The following is a 26,195-nucleotide window of genomic DNA, read 5'->3' on the forward strand; positions in this document are numbered from 1 at the left end:
GGTCTGATACTTTGTCGTCAAGGTGGTGATAAAGAGATGGCCGAGTACCCGCCGTTCGCGGTGACCGTCGATCTGGTCGTGCTGACCGTCCGCGCGGACCAGCTCTGCGTGCTGCTGGTCCGGCGCGGCGTCGAGCCGTTCCGGGAACAGTGGGCGTTGCCCGGTGGCTTCGTCGGCATCGACGAGGACCTGCCCGACGCGGCCACCCGCGAGCTGGCCGAGGAGACCGGCCTCGCCGAACCGGCCGGGCACCTGGAGCAGCTCGGCACGTACGGGCACCCGGGTCGGGACCCGCGCGGCCGGGTGGTCACCGTGGCCTGGCTGGCGCTCCTGCCCGACCAGGCCAGCCCGGTGGCCGGCACGGATGCCGCCTCGGCGGACTGGCTACCACTGTCCCGGCTCTCCCCCGGGCAGCTCGCCTTCGACCACGACCGGATCCTCGCCGACGGCGTGGAGCGGGCCCGGGCCAAGCTGGAGTACAGCCCGCTGGCGACCGCGTTCTGCCCGGCCGAGTTCACCGTGGCCCAACTGCGCGGCGTCTACGAGACGGTCTGGGGAACCCACCTCGACCCGCGCAACTTTCACCGCAAGGTGACCAGCACCCCGGGCTTCGTGACCCCGGTCGGCCGCGCCACCGAGGGCGATCGGGGCCGACCGGCCCAGCTGTTCCGGCGCGGCCCGGCCCCGCTGCTACACCCTCCGATGCTGCGGCCCGACCACTCCGGGGGCTGACCCACCACGCTCACCGGACCGCTGCGGAACCGGCGCTTCCCGGCGAATCCGCGGTGGGCGGCTCGACCCGGCGGTCGCGCAGCCGGATCCGCGCCCGGGACCGGGCACTGCCCCTCGGGTCGGGGGAGGCGGGGCGCATCGGATCGGGGATGACACCGACCGACGGCACCGGCGACGGGGACTCGGTCGCCGCGGCGACCGGATCGGCCGAGGCATTCGGGTCGGCCGAGGCAGTGGGGCCCGACGAGGCAGTCGGATCCGAAGCACCCGGATCCGACGAGGCGGTCGGGTCCGAGGAGGCACCCGGATCGGTCGACGCGCTCGGGTCGGTCGACGCGGTCGGGTCCGTTGACGCGGTCGGGTCGGTCGACACCGGCGGGGCCGTCGAGACGCTCGGGTCGGCCGAGGCCGTCGGCGAGGTGGGCGCGCCGGTCGGCGACGGGAATCCGGCCGGCGGCGACGCGCTCGGCGAGGGGGTGGGTGTCGGCGTACGGGTCGGGGTGGGGGTCGGCGCCGGCAGCGGGGCGGGTGTGGTGGTGGGCGGCCAGCTCATCGGAGCTGGTGACGTCGCCGGCTCCGGGCGGCGTTCCGGTGCCGCAGCGGGCGCCACGGCGGGCGGGACGGCCGGCTCGATCGACGGCACCGGCGTCGAGGTGGCCGCCGCCGGGGCGCTGGACGAGGGCGGCGGGATCACCACCGGCCCGACGGAGGGCGTCGGGATGAACCGGGTATTGCTGTCCGGTAGCGCCGTGCTGCCGACCGTCGCCGAACCGGTGCTGATGGCGGCGAGGACCGGCATGGATGCGGTGCCGGCGAGCAGCGCCACGGTCAACAGGTAACCGCGGGACGGGCCGGTGGCACGGACGGCCCGGTGGGCGCCCACCACCCGGCGGTAGCCGGGTGCTCGGTGCCGGCCGAGGGTCGGAGCCCCGGAGCCCTCATCTGGTTCGGACACCACGCACTCCTCGTCGTCACTTCCGGCCGGGACCGTCAGTGCGGACCCGGCGGACCGCCGGAGCTGGATCGGGGTCCGCGCGAACAGCCTGGGACAGTGACTCTGCGTCGGCCAACCCCACACCGCGTGTCGACACGCGTATCTGGCCGAATGGTGACGAACCATCACCGGATCGGTCGCGCGTCGCTGGACCCGACACTCCGGCATTTCAGGTAACGAAGCGGGCCGGCACTGGGATGCGGGGCAGGTGGGGTGTGGGACTGCTCACCTCTGATGCGAATATGGAGCCCACGGCGGCAGCGCAGCCGCGACCTCCGCGCACCCACGCGGTAGGCGCGACTGGGCACCGGCGCTCCCGAACCGGGTTCGGCCAAGGAATCCGGCTCAATGCCGCGCGGCAACCCCCACCGGGGCTAGGCGCGGTCCGCCAGGAACCGATCCCGGCACCAGCCGGGGCCGGCGCACGAGTCGCGCGGCCGGGTGACCCCCCGGTGCCGACGCAGACACGACAGGGAGAGACGGATGGCAAAGGGCGACCCCGGGGCCAGCACCCGTGGCCGGCGAGCCGCACCACGTTCCAGGAAGGCCGCGACCGCCGACCCGGAGCTGGTGCAGCTGCTCACCCCCACGGGCGAGCGGATCGACAGCGTGACCGGTCCGGACGGCACCGAGTACCGCGTCGACTTCACCGACGAGGAATACCGCGGCCTCTACCGTGACCTGGTTCTGGTCCGGAAGTTGGACGCCGAGGCAACGGCCCTGCAACGGCAGGGTGAGCTGGGCATCTGGGCGAGCCTGCTCGGCCAGGAGGCGGCTCAGGTCGGCTCGGGACGGGCCCTGCGTACGCAGGACATGGCCTTCCCCACCTATCGCGAACACGGCGTGCTCTACTGCCGCGGCATCGACCCGATCATGCCCCTGGGCCTGTTCCGCGGCGTCGACCAGGGCGGCTGGGACCCGAACGAGTTCAAGTTCAACATGTACACGATCGTGATCGGGGCGCAGACCCTGCACGCGACCGGGTACGCCATGGGCGTCGCGATGGACGGCAAGACGGGCACCGAAGACGGCGAGGCGGTGATCGCCTACTTCGGCGACGGCGCCACCAGCCAGGGTGACGTCAACGAGGCGTTCGTCTGGGCCGGCGTGTTCAACTCCCCGCTGGTCTTCTTCTGCCAGAACAACCAGTACGCCATCTCGGAGCCGCTGGAGCGACAGACCCGCATCCCGCTCTACCGGCGCGCGGCGGGCTTCGGCTTCCCCGGCGTCCGGGTGGACGGCAACGACGTGCTGGCCACCTACGCGGTGACCCGGCACGCGCTGGACAACGCCCGGCTCGGGCAGGGGCCGAGCCTGATCGAGGCGTACACCTACCGGATGGGGGCGCACACCACCTCCGACGACCCGACCCGCTACCGGATCGCCAGCGAGGTCGAGGCGTGGCAGGCCAAGGACCCGATCGCCCGGATGAAGGCGTTCCTGGAGCGCGAGAAGATCGCCGACGCCGGCTTCTTCACCGAGGTCGACGAGCAGGCCCGCCGGGAGGCGGTGGACCTGCGGGAGCGGGTGCTGGCCATGCCGAACCCGGAGCCCGCCACCATGTTCGAGCACGTCTACCCGAACGGGTCGCCGCTGCTGGACGAGCAGCGCGCACAGTTCGGCAAGTACCTGGAATCGTTCGAGGGGAGCGCCCACTGATGGCCACGGAGACGCTCACCCTCGGCAAGGCCATCAACGCCGGCCTGCGCAAGGCCCTGGAGAGCGACCCGAAGGTCGTCATCATGGGCGAGGACGTCGGCAAGCTCGGCGGCGTCTTCCGGATCACCGACGGGTTGCAGAAGGACTTCGGCGACCAGCGGGTGATCGACACCCCGCTCGCCGAGTCCGGCATCATCGGCACCGCGGTCGGCCTGGCCATCCGTGGCTACCGGCCGGTCTGTGAGATCCAGTTCGACGGCTTCGTCTACCCGGCGTACGACCAGATCGTGTCGCAGGTGGCGAAGATGCACTACCGCTCGCGCGGCAAGCTGAACATCCCGATGGTCATCCGGATCCCGTTCGGCGGCGGCATCGGCGCGGTGGAGCACCACTCGGAGTCGCCCGAGGCGTACTTCGCGCACACCGCCGGGCTGAAGGTCGTCTCCTGCGCCAGCCCGCAGGACGCGTACGTGATGATCCAGCAGGCGATCGCCTCGGACGACCCGATCGTGTTCCTGGAGCCGAAGCGGCGCTACTGGGAGAAGGGTCAGGTCGACCTGGACGCCCCGCTGGCCGAGGCGTACCCGCTGCACTCGGCCCGGGTGGCGCGGGCCGGCGCCGACGTCACCCTGCTGGCGTACGGCCCGATGGTGCGGACCTGCCTGGACGCGGCGACCGCCGCCGCCGAGGACGGCCGGAACCTGGAGGTCATCGACCTGCGCACGCTCTCCCCGCTGGACCTCGGCGTGGTCTACGAGTCGGTGCGGCGCACCGGCCGCGCGGTGGTGGTGCACGAAGCGCCGTCCAACGTCGGCCTCGGCGCGGAGATCGCGGCCCGGATCACCGAGGAGTGCTTCTACTCGCTGGAGTCGCCGGTGCTGCGGGTCACCGGCTTCGACACCCCCTACCCGGCCGCCCGGGTGGAGGAGGAGTACCTGCCCGACCTCGACCGGGTGCTCGACGCCGTCGACCGCACCTTCGGCTGGTGAGCGGCATGTCCCGGATCAAGGAGTTCAACCTGCCCGACCTGGGCGAGGGGCTCACCGAAGGGGAGATCCTCGCCTGGCTGGTCAAGGTGGGCGACACGATCGAGCTGAACCAGCCGATCGTCGAGGTGGAGACGGCCAAGGCGGCCGTCGAGATCCCGGCAAAGTGGGCCGGCCAGGTTCAGGCGATCTTCCACCCGGAGGGCACCACCGTCGAGGTCGGTACCCCGATCATCGCGATCGACACCGACCCCGGTGCCGGTCCGATCGGGTCCGCGACCACCGACCTGCCCACCCCCTCGGCGGCCTCGCTGGCCGCCGTCGAGGTCGCACCGGCCGAGGGCGCGGTCGAGCCGGGCCTGATCGGTGGTCCCGCCCCGGGTGGCCGCACCGCGGTCCTGGTCGGCTACGGCCCCCGGACCACCGCCGCCAAGCGCCGTCCCCGCAAGGGCGCCACGCCGGCCCAGGCCGAGGCCGTGCCGGTCGTGCCGGCGGCTCCGGCCGCACCGGTGCGGGCCACGGCGGCCCCGGCGGCGGTCACCCCGGCTCCGGCCGTGCCGGCGGTGAACGGCAACGGTCGGGTCACCGGTCCGGTGCTGGCCAAGCCGCCGGTGCGCAAGCTCGCCAAGGATCTCCGCGTCGACCTGAGCACGCTGACCGGGTCGGGCCCGCTGGGCTCGATCACCCGGGAGGACGTACAGCGGGCGGCGGCGACACCGGCGGCGGCCGAGCCGCTGGCGGTCGCCGGTCCGACCACGGCGGCGGCGAGCTTCGGCGCGGACCGCGAGCAGCGCATCCCGGTCAAGGGGGTACGCAGGCTCACCGCCGAGAACATGTCCCGCTCGGCGTTCACCGCTCCGCACGTCACCGAGTTCCTGACCGTCGACGTGACCCGCGCGATGAAGGCCCTGGACCGGCTGCGTGACCGCCGGGAGTGGCGCGATGTTCGGGTCTCGCCGCTGCTGCTGGTGGCCAAGGCGGTGCTGCTGGCGGTCCAGCGGCACCCGATGGTCAACTCGACCTGGGCCGGCGACGAGATCGTCGTCAAGGAGTACGTCAACCTGGGGATCGCGGCGGCCACCGAGCGCGGCCTGATCGTGCCGAACATCAAGGACGCCGGCCGGCTGACCCTGCGCGAGCTGGCGGACGCGATGACCGGCCTGGTGCAGACCGCCAAGGCCGGGAAGACCTCGCCGGCCGACATGTCCGGTGGCACGCTGACCATCACCAACGTCGGGGTGTTCGGGGTCGACACCGGCACGCCGATCCTGCCCCCCGGCGAGTCGGCGATCCTGGCCTTCGGCGCGGTTCGGGAGATGCCCTGGGTGCACAAGGGCAAGGTCAAGCCACGCCTGGTCACCACGCTCGGTCTCTCCTTCGACCACCGGATCATCGACGGCGAGCTGGGCTCGAAGTTCCTGCGCGACATCGGCGACTTCCTCGCCGACCCGGAGGCGGCACTGCTCGCCTGGACCTGACGCAGCACGACGACGGCCGGTGTGCCAGGGGTGAACGCCCGGCACACCGGCCGTTGCCATTGGACGAAAAATCGGCACCACACACGGCGAGGCACCTATGATTCTTAGGTAGGTGGTCCAACTCACCTAATAATCGATGGCCATCCGCCCGGGTTTGCGGTTCAATGGACTCGACGACGGGACGACAACCGAATAGCCAGGAGGAGAGACCCCATGAGCATGATCGAGCGAATCCGTAACCGCCGCGACGCCAACCGCCGCGCCCGCGCCATCGAGCGGGCCCTGCGCTCCGCCAGTTCGCCCGCGGTGCGCGACGAGATCCTCGCCATCGCCCAGCGTCACATGCACTGACGCCCCAAGACGTTATTCACCTCCTCCAGATCGACGCCCCGCCCGGGCCACCCGGGCGGGGCGTCGGCGTTGCAACCGGCCGTTGGCACCGGGATACCGCCCCGCCGCAGCGCCCGGTACGGTGGGGCTCGGTCGTCGTCCGTGGTCGGGGACAGGTCGAGGCGATAGAAGCACCTCGACACCGCCCAGCGACGGACAGTGACGATTGATGCTCCCCGGAAGCCCTCTGGAGGCCACCGGGATACGGTGCGGGGAGCCGGCACGGCCGGTACGCCGGCACCGCCGGCGGCCCTGCCGAGACCATCGGCGACGGCGGCCGACATGTGATGGAGGAGGCGCACGCATGACGTCCGAGGGCCCGCACCGCCCCGGCCAGGAGCCGGACGAGGTGCCGCCGGGCGGCGGATCGGCGCCATACGGCGACCGGTCGGCTCAGCAGGACAGCGGGTACGGCGCAAACGCCCCCGATCTGGGCTGGGCTCCCCCGCCGCCCGCGCGACCCGACGCGTCCACACCCGCCTGGGCGGGCCAGCAGGGCGCACCCTGGGGCGCCGCTCAGGCGACCCGGCAGGCGGAATCCCCGACCTCCGGCGGCCAACCTGCCTGGTCGGCCCAGGGAGACCAGCGCGAGCAGGCCGGCCAGGGCTGGGCACCGACCGCGCCGTCCACATCGGATCAACCCGCCTGGGCGAGCGGCGAGCAGGCCGGCCCGACCTGGGCCGACTCCACCACACCGGACACCGCCCAGCCCGCAGAGTGGACGCCCACCCAGCCCGCGTCGGGTCAGCCCGCCGACTGGGCCGGCGGTCAGCCGGCGTCCGGCCAACCGGTCGGCTGGGGCGGCGGCCAGCAGCCCGAGTGGAACTCCTCGCCCCGCACCGACGACCCGACTCCCGGCTGGGCCGCAGCCGCAAACGCGCCCGAGTCGGCTCTGCCGGACTGGGCGCAGACCGACCAGCCGACGCCGATGCGCGCCGAACCGGCCGCCCGGGCCACGGCCCAGGTGCCGCAGGCCGACGCGGCGGCACCACACCGTCCCGGCCTGGACGAGCCGGCCCGAGCCGGCAACTGGCAGTCCGAGCAGCAGGAACCACCCGCCTGGGCCACCGGTCAGCAGCGGGAGCCCGCCGTCGGCGGCTGGGCCGGCGAGCAGCCGGCCGAGGGCTGGCAGACCGGCGGCGACCGGCCGGCACAGCCCGACTGGGCCACGCCGCAGCCGGCCGAGTCGGCCGGCTGGTCCGGCGGCGACGCCACCGCGCAACCAGCCGGGTGGCCCAATGGCGACCCCGCCGCGCAACCACCCGGGTGGTCCGGTGGCGACGCGGCGGCGCAGCCGACCGGATGGTCCGGTGGCGGCCCGGCGGCGCAGTCGGCCGGCTGGCCCAATGGCGACGCGGCGGCCGACGAGCGGCCGCAGTGGTCGCCGCCGGCCCAGGACCGGCCGGCAGCGGCGTGGACGCCCGAGCCCGCCACCGGATCGGCCCGACCCGGCGACTCCGGGCCACTCCCGTCCCGTACCGCCGCCGACCGCTCACCGCTGCCCGACATCGAGCCGTGGGCACCCGGCGAGGCCTGGGGCAGCAGCGCCGGGTCGGCGGAGGCCGCCTCGGCGCGGCCCGAGGCCGAGGCCGGCCCGGGCCGGCCCGAGGAGTCACCGGTCTACCAGCCCGCGCCGGCTCCCGGCATCTCGCCGGCCAACATGGTGCCGCTACCGCCACAGGAGCAGCGGGTCCCCGGCGCCAGCCTGGCCGCCGCGCCACCCGCCGACTACGCCCCGCCGACCCCGTTCACCGGGGAGCAGGCCGCCGGCCCCTACCCGGGCGCCGACCAGCCGTCCGGCGGCATGGGCTGGGGCCAGCCCGAGTCCCGGCACGAAGAACCGCAGTCACCCTCCGGGCCGGCCATCCCCGCACCCCGTACCTCCCCCGAGGCCGCTGGCCGGGCCACCCCACCGCCGGCCGGTGGGGTCTCCGCCAGCGCGTCGGTGCCGCTGGCCAGTCGGGTGATGCCCCCGGCCGACCACGCGGCGCGGCCGACTGACACCCCCGCACCACAACCCCGGGTGTACGGCCGCCCGAGCCGCCCCGAACAGCCCGAGGAGCCGGCGGCCCAGGAGCAGCGGGGCGACCAGTCGCTGGCACCCCGGTTCGACCAGGCCCCCGATCCGCGCTTCGCCGACCGGGAACCGCCGGCTGGCGGGCCGAACCCCTACCCGGGCGCGGCTGCTCCCGCCTCCCCGGCGGCCTTCCCGCCGGGGCTGCCGTCCTTCGCCGACGTGCCGCCGAGCAACCGGCCGCTCAACGGCGTACGGCCGCACGCCGAGCCGGAGCGGCCGGTCGACCCGTTCGGCGCCCCGCCCGGTAACCAGTTCGGCGCTTCGCCCGGTGATCCGTTCGGGGCCCCGTCCGACCGCCCCGGCGGTACGTACGGTGCCGCGCGACCCGAACCAGGTGCCGACCACACCTCGGCGTTCCCGCCACCAACGCAGTCCGGTCCGGCGTGGAGCCCTTCGGGCGCGCCCGAACCGGATCAGGGTCGTTTCGACGCCTTCAAGCCGGTCGCCGAGCCGGCTCCGGAGACCCCTGCGCCAAAGGTACGAAACGGTCGGGTGCTCGCCGCAGTGCTGGTCGCCGCGGTACTCATCCTGGCCATCCCCCTCGGCCTGCTCATGCTCCTCGGCATGGTCGGCGGATCGGACGAGCCGGGCGGGTTCGACCCGGCGATCGGCTCCTGTGTCAAGCGGTCCGGCGAGACCGCCGTGGTCGCCGAGTGCACTGAGGCGGATGCGTTCACCGTGGTGTCGAAGGTCGAGGCGAAGGACAAGTGCCCCGATCCGGCGCAGCCGCACGTGGAGCTGCGCGGCAACGCGCCCAACCGGGTGCTCTGCCTGAAGGACGCCGCCAGCTGATCCGCAGCGCGCCCATGCGGCGGGGTCACGGTTCTCCGTGACCCCGCCGCCTGCGTCGTGGCGAGCGCTCCCGCACGAACGGCGGGTGTCGCGTACAGCCTCTCTCGCCGGCCGTCGGGCCGGCCGCAACTGCTGGTACGGCACGATGGGGTCATGAGTGCACGCGTGCGGGCGCCCGAGCTCCGGGGCCGGGCCTGGTTGAACACCGGCGGCAGGACCCTCCAACTGGCAGACCTCAGGGGCCGGATCACAATCCTCGACTTCTGGACGCCTCTTACGGTCTAACTAACTTGTCGCTAGCGTCCTCGGCATGGAACCCGCCGAGCTACCAGATCCGTCCCGCTGCTGTGCCCTCTACCTGCGCCGCTCGCACCGCAACGCTGAAGGCGACGCCCGCAACGGCCGCTCGCTCGCCGAGCAGGAGGCCGAACTACGCGAGTTGGCCTCGCGCCTCGGTCTCGTCGTCCTCTATGTCTTCGTCGAGCGGGAAGGTACTGGCGCGTCCCGCTTCTCGCTGAAGGCCCGCCCGGAGTGGAACAAGGCCCTCGAATGGCTGCGGGTCGGCGACCGCTTTCGCACGCTGCTGGCGTGGTCGCTAGACCGCGCCGACCGTCGCGGCGCTGTCGAAATCGGCCGACTGTTGGACGAGCACGCCGACGGCTCACGGCGGATCGTCGGGGCGGACGGAACCGACACGAGCGACCCCCGCCGCCGGCTGGAGCTAATCATCCGTGCCGAGATCGCGCGCGAGGAGGTCGAGAACCTGTCGCGACGCGTCAGCCGTACGAAGAAGTTCCGCCGTGCCGAGGGCCGCTGGCTAGGCGGCCCGCCGCCGTACGGGCTTCGTATCGTGGACGGCCAGCTTGCACATGATCCGGAGACGTACCCGGACGCCCGGCGCATCGCGGACGAGCTTCTGGCGGGGTCGACTATCTGGGCGACCGTCAGGGACCTGAACGCCGACAAGATCCCCTCACCGCGTGGTAAGTCCTGGGGCGTCGGTACCGTATCGGCTCTCGTACGGTCTCCCGGTTGGGCTGGGCTTCAGTCCATTCGCGAACGGACTTCCTCAGGACGCTGGCGGCACACGGCCGAGCCCTACCGTGACGAACGCGGTCAGACGGTCAGCGTCGGCGAGGGCGTGATTACGCCGGGCGAGCGCGCCCGAATCCTGCGCGCGCTTGGCGACCGATCGGCGACCGTCGTGAAACGGGGCGGCTTCGTGAGCCGGGGCGAACGGCGTTCGTCAACCCTCCTCGCTGACACACTGCGCTGCCCGTGCTGCGCGGGCCGCTCGACGCAGAGCGGCGCCGTCGGCCGCAAGTCGTACCGTTGCGGCACCTACGGCAACGGCCGGACCTGTGACGGCTTCACTGTTCCAATATCGGACACTGACGAGGCAATCTCGCTGGCATTCCTGCACCGGTTGGCCACGCTGGAGCCGGGCGACCCGCTGCTAGACGCGGTCGCGGACGCTTGGACGGCCCGGGTCGCACGAGAGGACATCGACGCCCGCGACGCAGCTCAGGATGCCCTCGACGAAGCTCGCGCCGATCTCGCCCGGGTCCGTCGCCTCGCCGCTGCTGGAACGTTCACCGATGAGGACGTAGCCGAGGTCATGCCCGAGTTGCGCGCAAAGGTAAAGGCCGCAGAGGACGCACTTGCCGCCGTCCCCGTCCCTCAGGCGGATATCTCACCCCTTCTGGACCTCGCCCAAAGCATTCCGGCCTGGTTCGACCTGCCGACGAACGAGCGGCGGCCCCTTCTCGGCCTCGCGATCTCCGAGGTTCGGCCAACCAAGGCTGACAGGCGCGGAGTCCGCTTCAAGCCGTCCGAACGGCTGCTGATCGTCTGGGCAGACGGAACTACCTCGCGCCCGGCCAACCTGCCCGACCGCATCACCGAGAAGGTGTGCGCCCTGCTGGCAGATAACCCGTCAATCACGGTCGAGGAGGTCGGCAAGGTCATCGGTCGGACGCCCCGGACCGCCCGCGGCTACCTGGAGGCGGCGCGCTCGATGCTCGCCGCCGTCGACTGATTCACCCCAACCCAAAAGCAGGCCCCGACCGAGCGATTCCGGCGCTGGTCGAGGCCCTAACGGAACACTGGAGGTTCCGCTGATGTCCCACCCTACCCGCCTGTACGTCGCCGCCCCGGCGCTCGCTACCGCCGCGCTCACTGCCGCTGTCGCAGCCCTGCTCGCCGCTGGCTACCTCGTGACCACCGCGACCGAGGCCGCCCCGGTCGACGCTAACGATCTGCTCGACGTGACGGCCCACGACATGGACGCCGCCCGCGCCGCTGACGCCGTGGTGACGCTGCCCGGCGCGGAGGACTTCCCCGAGCCGGTCTACGCCGCGCTGTTCGGCGTGCCGGTATTCACGCTTGACGCTCTGGTCGGTGCCCTGTGAGCGCCGCTGTGAAGGCGGCCCTGCTCGCCACGAAGGATCTCGATAAGAACGCACGCGCCGTGGCTATCGCCATCGCGGCGCACGCGAACGCTGACGGCGTCGCGTGGCCGTCGGTGGCGACGCTCGCGGACTACGCGGGTTGCTCGGAGCGGACCGTACAGCGGGCGCTGGCGAAGCTAGTTCAGCTCGGCCGGCTGGCCGTGTCTAAGGTCGCCGGGATCGCGACCCGCGTCTACCGGCTGCTGACCGCATCGGGGGTGCCATCGGCCGCGCCGGGGGTGCCAGATCGAGGCACGGGGGTGTCAGATCGGCGCGCCGGGGGTGACAGCCCCAGTGTCACCCGAAGTTCTGAAGACCATGTCGAAGAGAAGAAGCGCGCCGCGCGCGACTGGCGTCGATTCCTTCCGATGAACAAGCCGGCTACCGCCGGCCCGGCGTTCGCCGAGCGGCGCGGCGCGGCTCTGCCGATGTCGTCTGGGGGTGACCGTTGCCAGCGCCCGGGGCACGTCGGGCAGCCTGCCGTCCGCTGCGTGCCGTGCATCAGCGAGGCGAAGGCAGGCAGCCGATGACCCGCGCCGAGCGCGTCGAGGGTGCGCTACTGGTCCTGATCCTGCTCGTAGTCGGTGCCGCCGCTGGCTGGGCGAGCTTCAGCCACGTTCACGCGTGGACCATGGCGAACAGCCCGGCCGGCACGCCAGACGCCTTCGGCTGGGTCAACGCGTGCGTGTCCGAGCTGGTTCCTATTGCGGCGCTGTTGGAGATCCGGCGTCGCCGCCGCGCCGGAGCGCCGACCGGCTACCCGCTGGCGCTGCTGATCGCGGCGGCGTGCCTGTCGCTGGCCGCTCAGCTCGCGGTCGCGAAGCCGGGCCTGTCCGGCTGGCTGTTGTCGGCCGTGCCCGCGCTGGCGTTCATGGCGTTGGTAAAGCTGGTCTTCGCCCGCACTCCCGCAGTGGCCGCGCAGCCTGCCAGAAATTCGACTGAGGGCCCGGAGAGCGCCACCGCCGCCAGCGCCACCCCCGATCCGGCTACGGCCGTCCCTGATGCTCTGGCAGCGCCCGCGCGGCCCGTGGTCACCGCGCCGCCGCGCCCCCGTCCGCCTGCCGTGCCGCCGGGCGTGCGCCTGCTGCCGGTCGTTGCCCGTGTCGGCACTCCGCCCGCCGCGCCGGACACCCTGGCCGCGCCGCCGACGACCGCCGCCAGGGTGTCGGCAGCGCTCGCCGAGGCGCCCGACGCGACGCCCGCGCAGATCGCCGCACGCCTGGGCGTATCGGAGAGAACAGCCCGTCGATACATGCCCGCCGCCATCGCGCCGCCACGACGCCGCCAGGCGGCCCGCCCGCCGGCACTGGCGACCGCCTGACGGACAGGAGGGCGCCCGTCACTGCCACGGGCGGGCGCCCTTCCCGGCGCGGGGTGGCCAGCCATGCCGCCCAGGCGGACAGCTTGCCGCCCGTGTCCGCCCGACCGCAGCTCGCGGCCACGATGGGACGCTCGCGGCCGGGCGGGGGCTGGGCGGGTGGTGATGGCCGCGGAGCCCGCTGTTGGCGGTCACGACAGCGCGTCCAGTAAGGACGCCAACCCGCCGAGGCTAGTGAGGACAGCAGCGATGGCCAGCAGATAGGCAAGGATCAAGCTGTGTCGGTCGCGAGGCTTGGTGCGCTGCTTCTTGGTCGTCACGCCGTCGACGGTAAGGGGATTCGGAGTTAGTGTCCGGCGGCCGTTCTGCGCTGTGCATCGCTCGTCGTCCTTAGATTTTCACGCTTCGTGATCGCCGTCGGAGGCCCGTTCGCACCCATGCATGTCAGTGCAGTTGATCTATCCTTTCGGCGGACAGGACGGTTCGCCCGTTCGGCGCGCACACTGTGCGCATTCCGGCACCTCTAGCGCTGTGCGTCGGGCTATTTGCTACAGCGAAGAGCGCCCGCCCCGGCGTTGGGACGGACGCGCTCTCCTGTGTTCGGTTCGGCGTGCCCGCGTTGCGATTAGCGCCGCAGGCGGAACAGCTCGGCCAGCGCCCGCAGCACTGCCGGCAGTTTCTCCGGCGGCACCCTGAACAGCGCAACCAACGCCACGATGAGACGAGGCGCGGCGTAGATCGCCGCAACGGCGACCAGGGCCCAAGGCCCAACGTTGAAGATTGGCTCTAGCGCAGACACGGCGAAGCGACCCCCTTTGGGGTTCAACCTCGCGGCGGCCAAGGCGCGCGAGTTCGGTTCGCCGATCCCGGTCAGGCATTGAGTTCTGCCCTCAGGATACCGCAACCGCAGCTACTCAACTACGCGGGCCCAAGTCGGCGCACCTAGCGGTATCTGTCGAATGACGCCGATGCCGGGGAGCAATAACAGTCCACTGCGGCACCGCGAACAGATAGCTGGGGACGAGTAAGCCACCTCACCGGGCTGCCGCGGAAGCGGTACGGCTCGGGGTGGTCTGCTTACTGGCAAGATCGGCCCGTCGTTCTGACGGTCCGGTTCGTTGATCGGGCCGCGACCGCTCGACGTCCACAGCCACGTCCGACCATCTTCCCCGGCGTACACGATCGCGATCGTCGTGTGTGGCTTCGAGCACTCGCAGACGATTTGATCGAGCTTCCGATACCGATCTGGATTTGCCTTGATTTCGGCGGCCTGCTCTTCGAAGGCATCCATGCCGACACCTTGCCACTCGCCGCCGACAATTTCCGCCTCCACCAGCCCTCAGCCGGTCTCCTCATCCGCGAGCCGCCGGCCTCGCCGTTCGGCGTAGGCGCGCACGTCGGCGGCATCCCAAATCCGTCCGACGGTCAGGGTGTCGATGGGCGCGGGGAAGTCGGGCCGGTCGACCAGGATCGCTGCACGCCGGCGCGAAACGCCGAGGTGATCGGCGACCTCTGATAGCGCCATGACTCGCACGGGCGGACCCTCCGGCGACACGGGTAGGCAAGTTGCCGCCGGAGGGGTTGACTACTTGTCAATAGTGCGCCAACGTGGCCGTATGCCCACGCATCGTGATTGCAAACCCTCAGCTTCCTGCTCTGACCCGAAGCTTGCGAACGTCGTCCCGGCGTCGCGCTGGTCCGACCGCCGCAATGTCCGGTGACGGGCCCCCGGTCAGACGGGACGCCGCGGGTCTCCCCCGGCGTCTACCTCCTGACCCGGGAAGCATCCCCGCAATTTCTCAGGCCGCTTACGGTCCGGGTGATCCGCGAGCTAACGGAACGGCACACCTACGCGGGCTGGGCGTGGGTGGACTGCTATCAGCTCAACGCGGCGGGCGACGCGACGGACAAGCGTCAGCTGTTTGTGATGCCCACGGGCCTGCGCCCGGTGATCGTGCGGCCGGTCCCGTACGCCGAGCGTCGCTCTCGCCCACGGTCCGCCGCCGCGAGCGTGACCGAGTGAGCGGCGACCTCGAAGCGCACCTCCCGTCCCGCCCGACGTGGCGTTGCCGGGCGTGCGGCGCGGCGTGGCCGTGCTCCCCGGCGAAGCTACGCCTCCTCGCCGAGTATCGGGGCAACATGACGGGCCTGCTGGTTTACCTGGCGACGTTGCGCGAGGAGGCCGCCGAACAGCTCGCCGAGCTGGACTCCGGCGCACGGCCGGACGACCTGAACAAGCGCTTTACGGAATGGGTTCCGATCCGGTCCAAGTAGGCCACCCGCCCCGGTCGCCGCGGCTTTCCCCGTTGCCGCGCCCGGGGCAGGTTTCCGTGCGCCGGGGTGGCGCGGCGACGCCGGGAAGGGCTGGCCCGGTGTGAGTGACACATGTTGCAAATGACGTAGGTTCCTGCACTCCCCATTACTCTCTCTAGATCAACAACAACAACTAGAGAGAGAAATATGGAAGTGCAGGAACCTAGCCCCGTTGCAACATCTGTCACTGCCCCGGGACGCCGTCACCGGCCCGTCCCCGCGCTGCACGCCGCCGGCTGCCTGCGGCCCGCAAGACTCTCGGCGCTGCGGTGAACAGCCCGGCCCTCCCTGGCGCATAAGCCCTGTGACACCCCTGATGCGCCCGCCGTGCGGCACAACGCCCCGGCGCAAAGAGAGGAACAGCCGTGGCAGACGCCGATGGCCCACCACCAACCCCGGCCGCCCACCTGGCGGCCCTTGCCCACGCCTTCAACGGCACCCGCCCGCGGCTGATAGAGGAGACCCACAGTCGCCTGATCGACGGCCCGGTGGCACCACCCCGCCCCGGGGACCTCGGCCGCGCGCTGGCGCCGCTGTTCGCCCGCGAGTTCGTCCAACGCTCGCAAGAGGTCGAGTGGCGGGACGACATCGGCGAGCGGCGCACCGTAGCGAAGCTCCGCGCGGACGACCCAACCGCCGCCGACCACCGCGCCGCCGAGGACTTCGCCGACCTGGTCGCCCGCGTGCTCTGCCGGCTGCCCGAGCCGGGACCGGCAGCGTCGAGCGGTCTTCGGGCCGGTGTCCGCCACGCCCGCCGGCTGGCCGAGCACGGGACGCGGTCCCCATGGGTCCGCGCTGTCGCCCGCGCGATCGTCGCCGAACTGCCCGCGATGGCCGAGGTCGGCGTGACGCTGTACCGCGACGGGGAGCCCGAGCGCGGGTCCGCGTGGACACCCGAGCGCCGCCGCGAGTACGACCGGGCACGCCGCGGACCGTCCCGCGAGGGACTGACCACGGCCGCCTGCTGGGTCCTCGACTGGCGGGACCACGCCGAACCAGCGGCGTACAAGACGGCCGAGGTTCACGAGCACTACCGCAGCGAGGTCGCCGAGCCGGAACAATTGTCACGGACGCAGTTCCACCGCATCGCGTCGCATCCGACGGCACTCGGCCCACCCGTCCGCCGCGCCAGCGGCCGGCACTACGTAGTCCAGGAGGCCGCGGAGATGACCCGGGAAGAGCGCCGAGACCTCGCACTACTGATCGTGGCCAAGCTCGCCGACGAGTTCCGCGACGACGTCAAGCGCGCGTTCACCGAGCTGCGTGAGGAACGCGAGGCCGCCGTCACCACCCCGGCGCCGAGCCTCGCAGGCAACGTCGTCTCGCTCGCCGAGCGTCGCGCTCGCCGGGCCGCGTAGCCCCGCCCTGATCCGAAGAGGCCCCGGCCCGCCGCCCCCGGCACCGGGGCCTCTTCACGCTCCTGCGACCCACGGGCATGGTCGCAGGCCGCGCGCCTCCGGGCTGCGCTCCCTGGCTCGGCCCGCTCGCGCTGCCCTCCGTCGGCGTGAGCGGGCCGGGCTGGGTCGATCTCATCACGCCTCGCGCCGATGAACATCGCCCACCCCGGCACCGAACGGAGACCCGGCCGCAGCCCTCGTCCCTGACCGACCCACCCCACCCGCCGGAAGGCCCGGCGGGTGCTGCGTTTCCACGGAGAGAAGATGACTGACCCCACGCCCGAGCCCACCAACCCAACCCCCGCCCCGCGCCCGCTCTCTGGCCTTCCCCGGCCGGTAACTGACCCGTCGGTCGCCGCACTCGCGCCGGTCGCCGGTCGCGCCCCGGTGTTCTCGACGCCCGCTTTCGACGTGGCGAAGGTCGTCGAGGAGGTCGCCGCGCCGCCGGTAGAGACCGGCTCGGGGCATGTCGCGGGCGAGATCCGAGAGCCCGCCGAGCCCGCCGAGCCCTTCGCGCCGCTGGACGGCGTCGAGGTTCCCGCCGATCTCGCTGCCGCGCTCGCCACCTATCACGAGCGCTGGGCCGAGTGGACTGCGGCGGTTGACGCGGTAGAGGCTTACCGCGACGACGCTCAGGCGTCGCGTGCCCATCGCCGCACTGCGATCAGCGAAGCGCGCAGGGCCGCAGCCCGTGGAACCAAGCGCCCGGCCATTCCCGCCGAAATCAGCGAGGCCGACGAAGCGGTAGAAGTCGAGATCCTGTCCGGCGTAGTCGACGACCGCCGCCGCAGGGCGAACGCCGCCGCCGCGCAGGCCGACAAGCTCACCGCGAAGTACGCCGGAACCTGGGGCGCCGACGTGGTCAACCGCTTCGGCCCGGCGCTGGACGCCGCTACCGCCGCCGCTCAGGCCGCCTACGAGGCCGCCCAGCGTGCCGAATCCGTCCTTGGCCAAGCGGCACACTGGCGTTCCCTGGCGATTGCCGCCGAGTTGGAAGGCAAGGGCGTGCGGGTCAACGAGCACGCCCGTACGCGGATCATGAGCGACCTTTACGACTACTCCCGCAGTCACCAGTACGCAGCGATGGACAGTCGACACGCGAGCCCGACGGCTCGGGTCAACCAGCTACACGAGGCCATCGGCGCGCTGCGACAGTCGGACCCGGCCGCAGTCCCGGCGCCGGACATGCTCAGCCTCCCCGGCGGCTTCGTAGAGGCCCGGGACGTCTGGCGCCGCCTGTACGACGAGGCCAGCCCGGCGACCAAGAAGCGCTTCCGCGACCGGCACACGGGAGGACGCCCGTTGCGCCACGAGTTGGAAGGCTGAGGCCGAGGTACCCCCGGGGCCAGCAACCCCGGGGGTGCCTTGGCAACCACCCGCCCCGCTCGCAATAGGGGGACCCCTTACGAAGCGGCCCCCATCTTCGAAAAGGCCCCCACCAACTGAGCAGGCCCCCACAGCTATGGCACCGCCCACGCTCCCCGGGTCGGGTCAACCCTCGCCCACACACAGCGGCCCATGCTGTGCAGCTCACGCGAGCGTGACCAACCACTGTGCAGCCAACGCGCGTTCAACCAACGTCGATCGCTTGTTCTCCGCGAGGCACACGCCCCGGCCCACCCCGCCGCTCGCTTCTTCAAATCAAATGTCAAGAACAATTTTCGATGCGACGACCGCGAGCGACCTTGACGCAGAGTGAACCCCTGGGGGCAGGCCCCCTCCCCCTCCCGCCCCCTCACCGAAGCGGCATAGCGCCTCGGGCTCTGTACGGGCATAGAGGTCGTGACCGCGTGACGCTGCGTACAGGCAAACAGGTCGAAAGTACCCACAGCACGGGGAGCAAAGGTTACGGCCCTGGCCTAGGCGAGACTGGCTGAACCTCATAGGCGTACGGCGGCCCTACCCAGCCAGGAAGAACGATCTCGTACCAGTAGGCCCCTGGCACTGCGTCGGGCGACGGGGACGGCGCTACACGCGCCGCCTGTAGCGCGAAGTAGCCGTCAACGCCCGTACCCACTACAGCGCACGTGCCGGCGATCAACGCAGCTCCCAACACAGCAGCCAAGTTCATCCTGGCTGCCTGCAATGTGCCGGCTCTGTTGATAGTCGCTGCACGCACAGCCGCGCTCCTGTTGACCCGGGCGGCCTCGATCGTTGCCTGAGCAAGTTCATCGGGCGTCTTCGCCTTGCGCGCTCGGCGTCCCACCCCTCCATTATCACCGTTCGCTGCATGGGACGCACACAGGGTAGCCGCGGGTCGGCCCAGACGCTGGCCGAGGTCCGGCAGCATGACCCGGGACATGAACGAAGGTCCGGCTAGCCTCGGCGCCATGGTGAGGAGCATCAAGGAGCTACGCGCGACGCCTGACGACGTGCTGATAGCAGAGCATGACCGGCGCGCCCAGAACACAGTTGCGGGCACCAACTACTACACGGACGAGTTGGAACGCCGCGAACGACGCCGCGCCATCGAAGCCTCGGACCGGCTCGCACGCCGCGCCTACCGGCTCGCCTGGTCGAACACGATTCTGGCCGCGGTCGCTGCCGTCGCCGCCATCGTCGCTCTCCTCAGATAGCACCACCGAAGGCCCTCACCCGACCGCGCCGGGTGAGGGGCCTTCGTGCGTTTACACGCCCGGCAGCTTAGAACGGCGCGGGCCGACGCTTATCGAGCGCCAAGGCAACCCCGACTGCTTCGTCAAGAGAGTCGTGGTCCACCCAGGGCTTCTGGCCAATGTGCGCTGCAAGGTGGCTGTTCCGTTCCAGTGCTGTGGTCGCCGCACCGTAGTGCGGCGCGTCGCCGTAAGTGATAATGCCGTGTTCGGTGACAACCCATTGCGGGGGACAGAGTTGCCAGACTGGCCGGCGCTCCGGGTCGGTTTGAGCAACGCTCAGAGCTTCGCTAAACCCGTCGAAGAGGGCCTTTACATCCAATCTTTCACCCGCCGTCTCTCGTTGGAGAGCGCGCCCCAGCCGAACCATCACGGTCTCGACATCGTCACTTTCACCCCAAGGAACGATTCCCAACTCGGTCCCGTCATAACCTTCCAGCGTGAAGGTGATATTCTCTTCACCGTTAAAGCGAAGAGGATGTTCGTCATAACGGATCTCGACGAATATGCGCCGGTACTCGGATACGCACACACGCGGCCCGCGCTCCTGAGAGATAAGACCGATTTCGTTCGCCCGGGTGAGGGCCTGCAAGACGCTGTCCCTTGATGGCGCGGTTCCGAGCGCTTCGAACGCTGCGGCATCCGCCCCGGTTTCCTGCTCAAGCCGAGAGGCCACCGTGGCGGCTACGTCATCAATACGCCGTTCCACCTCATGCTCGAAGGTCTCGACACGGTCCGCGAGCGCCTGGACGCTTGCCTGCGTTTCGGTGCCGACCTGCTCGATCCGTTCATCGAGGCGCTTGGTCAGGAAATACACGGGCACGATCAGGACGACGGCTGCGCCGAGGTTGACCAACAAACCCGCGCTCCACTCGGCTAGCCCTGCCGAGGTCAGGACGAGGGATGCGAGCAAGGTCCCAATGCCGGCGATGGTGGCAACGCCGACCCACAGCTTCAGGCCACTAGGCTTAACACGCACCCCGCAATTGTCCACGGTCCGCGCAACAGGTATCGCCGCGACGCTCGGGGTCTGCTCACGCGCTGAGGCGCCTCGCCCCTGGTTTGCGTGCAGGGCGAGGCTTGCCTTATAGCGACCGACCTAACTGGACTCCTCGGCCGCGATCTCGGCAAGCCGCTACGCCCCGCAATGTCGTAACCCCTGGTTACCTTGTCGCGTATGCCCGGTGCCGTCCAAGTCTCTGCGCCCCATAGCCTGCGCCCTGGCGTCGGCACGCCCGCGACGATCGTCGTTGGCGACGACGCGTATCCGGCGGTCGTGGTCCGCGCCACGCCTACGGCGATCACTGTTCGCCGTGTCGAGGCCGCCGAGCCACGCCGCAACCGGGACCACACAGCCATGATCGCTCCTGGCGACCTGTCCCGCCCGGTCGGCCCACCCGAGGTGTACCGGCTGCGAGATGGCCGCTACCGGACGGCGTCGGCGGCCTTGACGCTGGGCGAGGCGGTGTCGCGTACGCCTCTCGCACCTCCCCGTCGCGCCGGCTGGCACCCGCTGGTACGGCACGATGGGGTCATGAGTGCACGCGTACGGGCGCCCGAGCTTCGAGGCCGGGCCTGGTTGAACACGGGCGGCAGGGTCCTCCGTTTGGCCGATCTAAAAGGTCGTATTTCCGTCCTGGATTTCTGGACCTTCTGCTGCATCAACTGCCTGCACGTGCTGGACGAGCTGCGCCCGCTGGAGGAGAAGTACGCCGACGTCCTCGTCGTGATCGGGGTGCATTCGCCGAAGTTCGAGCACGAGAAGGATCCGGAGGCGCTGGCCGCCGCCGTCGAGCGGTACGGCGTGCACCACCCCGTACTCGACGATCCCGAGCTGGACATGTGGCAGCAGTACGCGGCCCGCGCCTGGCCGACCCTCGCGGTGATCGACCCCGAGGGCTACGTGGTGGCCACGATGGCCGGCGAGGGGCACGCCGAGGGGCTGGTGCGACTGGTCGACGACCTGGTCGCCACCCACGAGGCCAAGGGCACGCTGCACCGGGGCGACGGCCCCTACGTCCCGCCGGCCGAACCGCAGACCACCCTGCGCTTCCCCGGCAAGGCGGTGGCCCGACCCGACGGCGGGCTGCTGGTGTCGGACTCGGCCCGGCACCGGGTGGTCGAGTTGGCGGCCGACGGGGAGACCGTGATCCGTACGATCGGTACCGGCGGCCGGGGCCGGGCCGACGGCTCGCCCGACGTCGCCACCTTCTCCGAGCCGCAGGGGCTGTGCCTGCTCCCGGCGCACGCCGCCGAGGTCGCCGGGTACGACCTGGTGGTCGCCGACACGGTCAACCACCTGCTGCGCGGCGTACGACTGGCCACCGGCGAGGTGGTCACCGTGGCCGGCACCGGGCGGCAGTGGCGTTCCACCGTCGACGATCATCCGCACGACGCGCTCTCGGTCGACCTCTCCTCCCCCTGGGACCTCGCCTGGTACGACGACAAGCTGGTCATCGCCATGGCCGGCATCCATCAGCTCTGGTGGTTCGACCCGATCAAGCGCACCGCCGGGATGTACGCCGGCACGACGGTGGAGGCGCTGCGCGACGGGCCGCTGGCCGAGGCGTGGCTGGCGCAGCCGTCCGGGCTCTCGGTCTCGGCTGACGGTGCCCGACTCTGGGTCGCCGACAGCGAGACCAGCGCCATCCGGTACGTCGAGAACGGGGTCATGGGCACCGCGGTCGGCCAGGGCCTGTTCGAATTCGGCCACGTGGACGGGCCGGCGGCGCAGGCCCTGCTCCAGCACCCGCTCGGGGTCTGCGCGCTGCCCGACGGCTCGGTGCTGATCGCCGACACGTACAACGGCGCGGTCCGCCGCTACGACCCGGGCGACGACCGGGTCGGCACGGTGGCGACCGGGCTCGCCGAGCCGAGCGACCTGCTGCTCACCCCGGACGGCGAGGTGCTGGTGGTGGAGTCTGCGGGGCACCGGGTCACCCGGTTGGCTCCGGGCGCGCTCTCGGCGGCCGGCGCGGAGACCGTCGACGGCCCGCGGCACCGCACCGAACGCAAGCCGACCGACCTGGCCGCCGGCGAGGTGGTGCTGGACGTCGTCTTCACCCCGGCCCCCGGGCAGAAGCTGGACGAGACGTACGGCCCCTCCACCCGCCTGGTGGTCTCCGCGTCGCCGCCCGAGTTGCTCGTGGAGGGGGCGGGCACCGGCACCGAGCTGTCCCGCCGCCTGGTGATCGACGGCTCGGTGACCGATGGCGTGCTCCAGGTGACCGCCCAGGCGGCGACCTGCGACGCCGACGTGGAGCACGCGGCCTGCCACCTGACCCGCCAGGACTGGGGTGTGCCGGTCCACGTGGCCGCCGACGGCGCGACCCGCCTCCCGCTGGTGCTGTGCGGCATGGACGCCGGCTGAGCGCCCCGCTTGTTAGGAGGGGGCCCCTTACCTACACCAGGCGTTAATAGGGGGCCCTTCCTTACACCTCAGGTGAATGGGGTTGGGGTTATGCCGGCGTCGATCAGGGTGGCGCGGACGAGTTCTGCGGCGGCTACCGCGCCGGGGCTGTCGCCGTGCAGGCAGATGGACTCCACCCCGCAGGGGATCACGCTGCCGTCGACGGCGACCACGGTCCGCTCGGCGGCCATCCGCACCGCGCGGCGGGCCACCTCCTGCGGGTCGGTCACCAGCGCGTCGGGCGCGCTACGCGGCACCAGTTGGCCGTTGGGCAGGTAGTTGCGGTCGGCGAACCCCTCGGCCACCACCCGCAGCCCGGCCCCTTGGGCGAGCTGGGCCAGCACCGACCCGGACGGGCAGAGCAGGGGAAGTTCGTGGTCGTAGTCGCCGATCGCGGCGACCAGGGCCGCCGCCGGCAGCTCCTCGCAGGCCGCCGCGTGGTAGAGCGCGCCGTGCGGCTTGAGGTAGCGGACCCGGGTGCGGTACGCCCGGCAGAACGCGTTGAGCGCGCCGAGCTGGTAGAGCACCTCGTCGCGCAGCTCCGCGAAGTCGTACGCGATGTGTCGACGACCGAACCCGGCGAGGTCCCGGTAGCCCACCTGAGCGCCGACGGCGACCCCCCGTTCGACGGCGGTGGCGCAGACCCGACGCATGGTCGACGGGTCTCCGGCGTGGAAGCCGCAGGCGACGTTGGCCGAGGTGATCAGGTCCAGCAGCGCCTCGTCGTCGCCGAGTCGCCAGACACCGAATCCCTCACCGAGATCAGCGTTCAGGTCCATGGAATCTGACCGTAGTGCCTGGGCGGGCCTGCGCGAGCGGGGTCACGTCGTCCACCACCGCGATGACGGGGTACCCGCCGGTGGTGGGATGGTCGGCCAGAAAGATCAACGGCTGGCCGTCGGCCGGCACCTGCACCGCGCCGAGGACCAGCCCTTCGCTGGGCAGCTCCCCGGCCACCGCGCGGGGCAGCGGTGCGCCGGTCAGTCGCGCGCCGACCCGGTTGCTCAACGGGCTCACCTGGTACGCAGTGCCGAGCAGCCGGTCGAGCGCGGCCGGGGTGAACCAGTCGTGCCGGGGGCCGGGCCGGGCGGCGAGGTGCAGCTCCGCCGGGTGCCCGGCCGGGACGGTGACGTCGACCGGGGCGGGCGGTCCGGCCGGTGCGCCCAGCGGCAGCCGGTCTCCGTCGCGCAGCGGCGCCGGCCCGATCCCGGAGAGGATGTCGGTGGCCCGGCTGCCCAACACCGGGTCGACGGCGATCCCTCCGGCCACCGCGAGCCAGCAGCGCAGGCCCTGTCGGGCGGGGCCGATGCGGAGCACCGTCCCGCCCGGTACGGCCAGCGGGCGGCCGGTGTCGCCGGGCCGGGTGCCGACCCGCACGTCGACCTCGGCACCCACCAGGGCGACGGTGCTGGCCCGGGTCAGTCGCAGGTCGCAGCCGGTCAGGGTGATCTCCAGGCCGGCTGCCGACTCCGGGTTGCCGACCAGCCGGTTGGCCAGCCGTAGCGCGCCCGGGTCGAGCGCGCCGGAACGGGGCACACCCAGGTGCGCCCAACCGGGGCGGCCCAGGTCCTGCACGGTGGTCAGCGCCCCGGCCCGGAGCACCTCCACCGCGCCGGTGGCCACCGACGACGATCCGTCGCGCGCCACGCCAGCCGGCGTGGTGGGTCCGGCCCCGGCGGTGCCCGTCGGCTCAGCCCGGTCAGGTCTCACGCCGGCACCAGCCGGACCCGGGTGCCGGGGGTGAGCCGGGCCGGCGGATCGGCGCGTACGTCGAACAGGGTCAGCCCGGTCCGCCCGACCAGCAGCCAGCCGCCCGGCGACGCGGTCGGGTAGATCCCGGCGTACGGGCCGGCCAGGGCGACCGAGCCCGCCGGCACCCGGGGACGCGGGGTGGCGAGCCGGGGCACCGCCAGTTCGTCGGGCAGCCCGGTCAGGTAGCCGAAGCCGGGCGCGAAGCCGCAGAAGGCCACCCGGAACTCGGTCTCCCGCAGGCGGCGCAGGACGGCTGGCACGTCCACCCGCCAGTGGGCGGCGACGAGGGGCAGATCCTCCCCGTCGTAGCTGACGGGGATCTCGACCGTGCCGGCGGCGGCCGTGGCGGTCGGCGGTGCCGGCGTCCAGCCCGCGATCCGGGCGGCGGCGGCCGGCGGATCCGGTACGCCGTCGAGCAGCACGGTGGTGGCGGCCGGCACGATCTCGGTGGCGATCAGCTCGCCCCGCTCCCGGCGGCGCCAGAGCTCCGCCCGCCACGCCTCCACGGTCGCGGCGACGCTGCCAGCCGGCTCGGCTGGCTCGTTCGGCTCGGCCCGCTCGTTCGCGGTCACCGCGAGGTCGAGCAGTAGCGCGTGTGCGCCGACTGGCCTGATCCGCATCCAGTCATCCTCGCGGACCAACTCCACCTCCGCGTCGTTCGCTGGTCGGAAGACGTGACCAGTTGCACTACCCGAAGGTAACCTACGGTGCCGTAACCTAATCACGTGACCACCTCAGCACGCCCCCGGCTCAAGCCGGTCGACATCGGGAAACCCCGGATGCGCGGCTGGCTGCACGCGTACGCGTTCTTCGTCGCCCTGGTCTGCGGCATCGTGCTCTGCTCGATCGCCGCCGCCCGGCCCGGCTGGACACCGTTGCTCAGCTGCGCGGTCTACAGCCTCACCGTCTGCGGCCTCTTCGGCACCAGCGCGCTCTACCACCGTCGAGTGTGGTCGACCCGCGGCTATCAGGTGATGCGCCGGATGGACCATTCGATGATCTTTCTCTTCATCGCCGGCACGTACACACCGTTCTGCCTGCTCCTGCTGGACACCCGCGGCTCCGTGATCATGCTCTCGGTGGTCTGGGGCGGCGCGCTGGCCGGAGTGGCGATCAAGCTGATCTGGCCGCACGCCCCGCGGTGGGTATCCGCCCCGCTGTACCTGGCCCTCGGCTGGGTGGCGGTGGCGATACTGCCCGACATCCTCTTTCAGGGTGGGGTGACCGCGCTGGTGCTGCTCATCGTCGGCGGGGCGATCTACACCGTCGGGGCGGTCTTCTACGCACTGCGCCGCCCCAACCCGTGGCCCACCGTCTTCGGGCATCACGAGTTCTTCCACGCCTGCACGCTCGTCGCGGCGATCTGTCACCACATCGCCATCTACTTCGCGCTGTTCGCCTGAGCGCCCGAGGCGACGCCCGGCGCGAACGGGGGTGACGGGCCGAGCCCGCCACCCCCGCTGTGTCCCGTTGGGAGATCAGATCGTCGGGTCCGGCCGGCGCACCTCGCGGTACTCCTGCACCACCCGGTCGTCCTGGACCGGCACGGTGCGGTCGGCGACCACCCGCTCCTCACGGACCGGAGCGACGACCGTACGACGGCGCGAGTTCCAGAAGTAGAGGGTCACCAGCAGGCCGGCGACCCCGGCGAGCATCAGCACCCAGCCGACGACGCTCAGGTTGAGCCAGCCAAGCTCCGCCTCCACGGCGAACGCGAAGATCGCGCCCAGCGCGATCAGGAAGATACTGCCACCGATGCCCATTTCGTCGTCTCCTCGGTTCTGACCAGTCCGCCGCGGCCATGGATGAGGTAGCGGCACGGACGACTTACCCCGG

25 protein-coding genes are annotated in these 26,195 nt (G+C 71.8%); 19 read left to right on the top strand and 6 right to left on the bottom strand.

Annotated elements, in window-relative coordinates; genetic code table 11:
• The first annotated feature begins 36 nt into the window (after positions 1-36).
• From ACQPYA_RS00945 to ACQPYA_RS00995, 11 genes are all read left to right on the top strand, one after another.
• Positions 37-732: an NUDIX hydrolase gene (locus ACQPYA_RS00945; protein ID WP_433530745.1), complete on the top strand. Its 696-nt coding sequence runs from the start codon at positions 37-39 to the stop codon at positions 730-732.
• A 149-nt stretch (positions 733-881) separates the two neighbouring features.
• Positions 882-1,571, top strand: coding sequence for a hypothetical protein (locus ACQPYA_RS00950; RefSeq protein ID WP_433530746.1), 690 nt, complete (start codon positions 882-884; stop codon positions 1,569-1,571).
• 638 nt (positions 1,572-2,209) lie between these two features.
• Positions 2,210-3,385, top strand: coding sequence for a pyruvate dehydrogenase (acetyl-transferring) E1 component subunit alpha (gene pdhA / locus ACQPYA_RS00955; RefSeq protein WP_433530747.1), 1,176 nt, complete (start codon positions 2,210-2,212; stop codon positions 3,383-3,385).
• Positions 3,385-4,374, top strand: a complete 990-nt coding sequence (locus ACQPYA_RS00960; RefSeq protein WP_433530748.1) for an alpha-ketoacid dehydrogenase subunit beta — start codon at positions 3,385-3,387, stop codon at positions 4,372-4,374. Before pdhA ends, ACQPYA_RS00960 begins: the two co-directional genes overlap by 1 nt.
• A gap of 5 nt (positions 4,375-4,379) precedes the next feature.
• On the top strand, positions 4,380-5,849 hold the full coding sequence (locus ACQPYA_RS00965) for a dihydrolipoamide acetyltransferase family protein (RefSeq protein ID WP_433533720.1): 1,470 nt from the start codon (positions 4,380-4,382) through the stop codon (positions 5,847-5,849).
• Positions 5,850-6,062: 213 nt separating this feature from the next.
• Positions 6,063-6,200, top strand: coding sequence for a hypothetical protein (locus tag ACQPYA_RS00970; protein WP_165521953.1), 138 nt, complete (start codon positions 6,063-6,065; stop codon positions 6,198-6,200).
• Between the two features lie 343 nt (positions 6,201-6,543).
• Positions 6,544-9,108, top strand: coding sequence for an LppU/SCO3897 family protein (locus tag ACQPYA_RS00975; RefSeq protein ID WP_433530749.1), 2,565 nt, complete (start codon positions 6,544-6,546; stop codon positions 9,106-9,108).
• Between the two features lie 310 nt (positions 9,109-9,418).
• Positions 9,419-11,146 (top strand): recombinase family protein, encoded by a 1,728-nt coding sequence (locus ACQPYA_RS00980; protein WP_433530750.1) that lies wholly within the window; start codon positions 9,419-9,421, stop codon positions 11,144-11,146.
• Positions 11,147-11,228: 82 nt separating this feature from the next.
• A complete protein-coding gene (locus tag ACQPYA_RS00985) occupies positions 11,229-11,519 on the top strand; it encodes a hypothetical protein (protein ID WP_433530751.1) in 291 nt (96 codons plus the stop codon).
• Positions 11,516-12,088 (top strand): helix-turn-helix domain-containing protein, encoded by a 573-nt coding sequence (locus ACQPYA_RS00990; RefSeq protein ID WP_433530752.1) that lies wholly within the window; start codon positions 11,516-11,518, stop codon positions 12,086-12,088. The genes ACQPYA_RS00985 and ACQPYA_RS00990 overlap by 4 nt, the downstream gene beginning before the upstream one ends.
• Positions 12,085-12,879, top strand: a complete 795-nt coding sequence (locus ACQPYA_RS00995; protein ID WP_433530753.1) for a hypothetical protein — start codon at positions 12,085-12,087, stop codon at positions 12,877-12,879. Before ACQPYA_RS00990 ends, ACQPYA_RS00995 begins: the two co-directional genes overlap by 4 nt.
• 188 nt (positions 12,880-13,067) lie before the next feature.
• On the opposite strand, the gene ACQPYA_RS01000 is transcribed toward ACQPYA_RS00995, so the two are convergent.
• Entirely contained in the window at positions 13,068-13,196 is a 129-nt protein-coding gene (locus ACQPYA_RS01000) for a hypothetical protein (protein ID WP_433530754.1), read from the bottom strand.
• A 902-nt stretch (positions 13,197-14,098) separates the two neighbouring features.
• Between ACQPYA_RS01000 and ACQPYA_RS01005 the strand changes: the two genes are divergently transcribed.
• From ACQPYA_RS01005 to ACQPYA_RS01030, 6 genes are all read left to right on the top strand, one after another.
• Positions 14,099-14,392: a hypothetical protein gene (locus ACQPYA_RS01005; protein WP_433530755.1), complete on the top strand. Its 294-nt coding sequence runs from the start codon at positions 14,099-14,101 to the stop codon at positions 14,390-14,392.
• Between the two features lie 303 nt (positions 14,393-14,695).
• Positions 14,696-14,899, top strand: a complete 204-nt coding sequence (locus ACQPYA_RS01010) for a hypothetical protein (protein WP_433530756.1) — start codon at positions 14,696-14,698, stop codon at positions 14,897-14,899.
• Positions 14,896-15,150, top strand: coding sequence for a flavin reductase (locus ACQPYA_RS01015; RefSeq protein ID WP_433530757.1), 255 nt, complete (start codon positions 14,896-14,898; stop codon positions 15,148-15,150). Before ACQPYA_RS01010 ends, ACQPYA_RS01015 begins: the two co-directional genes overlap by 4 nt.
• A gap of 404 nt (positions 15,151-15,554) precedes the next feature.
• Positions 15,555-16,547 carry a hypothetical protein gene (locus tag ACQPYA_RS01020; protein WP_433530758.1) on the top strand — a complete coding sequence of 331 codons (993 nt, stop codon included), beginning with the start codon at positions 15,555-15,557 and terminating at the stop codon, positions 16,545-16,547.
• Between the two features lie 303 nt (positions 16,548-16,850).
• On the top strand, positions 16,851-17,912 hold the full coding sequence (locus tag ACQPYA_RS01025) for a hypothetical protein (RefSeq protein ID WP_433530759.1): 1,062 nt from the start codon (positions 16,851-16,853) through the stop codon (positions 17,910-17,912).
• Between the two features lie 962 nt (positions 17,913-18,874).
• Positions 18,875-19,162: a hypothetical protein gene (locus ACQPYA_RS01030; protein ID WP_433530760.1), complete on the top strand. Its 288-nt coding sequence runs from the start codon at positions 18,875-18,877 to the stop codon at positions 19,160-19,162.
• Positions 19,163-19,229: 67 nt separating this feature from the next.
• Here ACQPYA_RS01030 and ACQPYA_RS01035 read toward each other — a convergent pair whose 3' ends face one another.
• Positions 19,230-20,177: a hypothetical protein gene (locus ACQPYA_RS01035; protein ID WP_433530761.1), complete on the bottom strand. Its 948-nt coding sequence runs from the start codon at positions 20,175-20,177 to the stop codon at positions 19,230-19,232.
• A gap of 555 nt (positions 20,178-20,732) precedes the next feature.
• On the opposite strand from ACQPYA_RS01035, the gene ACQPYA_RS01040 reads away from it, so the two are divergent.
• Positions 20,733-22,568 carry an NHL domain-containing thioredoxin family protein gene (locus ACQPYA_RS01040; protein WP_433530762.1) on the top strand — a complete coding sequence of 612 codons (1,836 nt, stop codon included), beginning with the start codon at positions 20,733-20,735 and terminating at the stop codon, positions 22,566-22,568.
• 68 nt (positions 22,569-22,636) lie between these two features.
• On the opposite strand, the gene ACQPYA_RS01045 is transcribed toward ACQPYA_RS01040, so the two are convergent.
• Genes ACQPYA_RS01045 through ACQPYA_RS01055 form a run of 3 tightly spaced genes read right to left on the bottom strand, consistent with a single transcriptional unit; the run spans position 22,637 to position 24,979 of the window.
• Positions 22,637-23,386 carry a LamB/YcsF family protein gene (locus ACQPYA_RS01045; protein WP_433530763.1) on the bottom strand — a complete coding sequence of 250 codons (750 nt, stop codon included), beginning with the start codon at positions 23,384-23,386 and terminating at the stop codon, positions 22,637-22,639.
• Positions 23,370-24,317 (bottom strand): biotin-dependent carboxyltransferase family protein, encoded by a 948-nt coding sequence (locus tag ACQPYA_RS01050; RefSeq protein ID WP_433530764.1) that lies wholly within the window; start codon positions 24,315-24,317, stop codon positions 23,370-23,372. Before ACQPYA_RS01050 ends, ACQPYA_RS01045 begins: the two co-directional genes overlap by 17 nt.
• Positions 24,314-24,979, bottom strand: a complete 666-nt coding sequence (locus ACQPYA_RS01055; protein ID WP_433530765.1) for a 5-oxoprolinase subunit B family protein — start codon at positions 24,977-24,979, stop codon at positions 24,314-24,316. Before ACQPYA_RS01055 ends, ACQPYA_RS01050 begins: the two co-directional genes overlap by 4 nt.
• A 105-nt stretch (positions 24,980-25,084) precedes the next feature.
• On the opposite strand from ACQPYA_RS01055, the gene trhA reads away from it, so the two are divergent.
• Entirely contained in the window at positions 25,085-25,762 is a 678-nt protein-coding gene (trhA, locus tag ACQPYA_RS01060; protein WP_433530766.1) for a PAQR family membrane homeostasis protein TrhA, read from the top strand.
• 75 nt (positions 25,763-25,837) lie between these two features.
• On the opposite strand, the gene ACQPYA_RS01065 is transcribed toward trhA, so the two are convergent.
• Complete coding sequence (locus ACQPYA_RS01065) at positions 25,838-26,122, bottom strand: DUF6458 family protein (protein ID WP_433530767.1); 285 nt, start codon at positions 26,120-26,122, stop codon at positions 25,838-25,840.
• Positions 26,123-26,195 lie beyond the last annotated feature (73 nt).

The organism is Micromonospora sp. CA-263727 (assembly GCF_050942455.1).
GTDB lineage: Bacteria > Actinomycetota > Actinomycetes > Mycobacteriales > Micromonosporaceae > Micromonospora.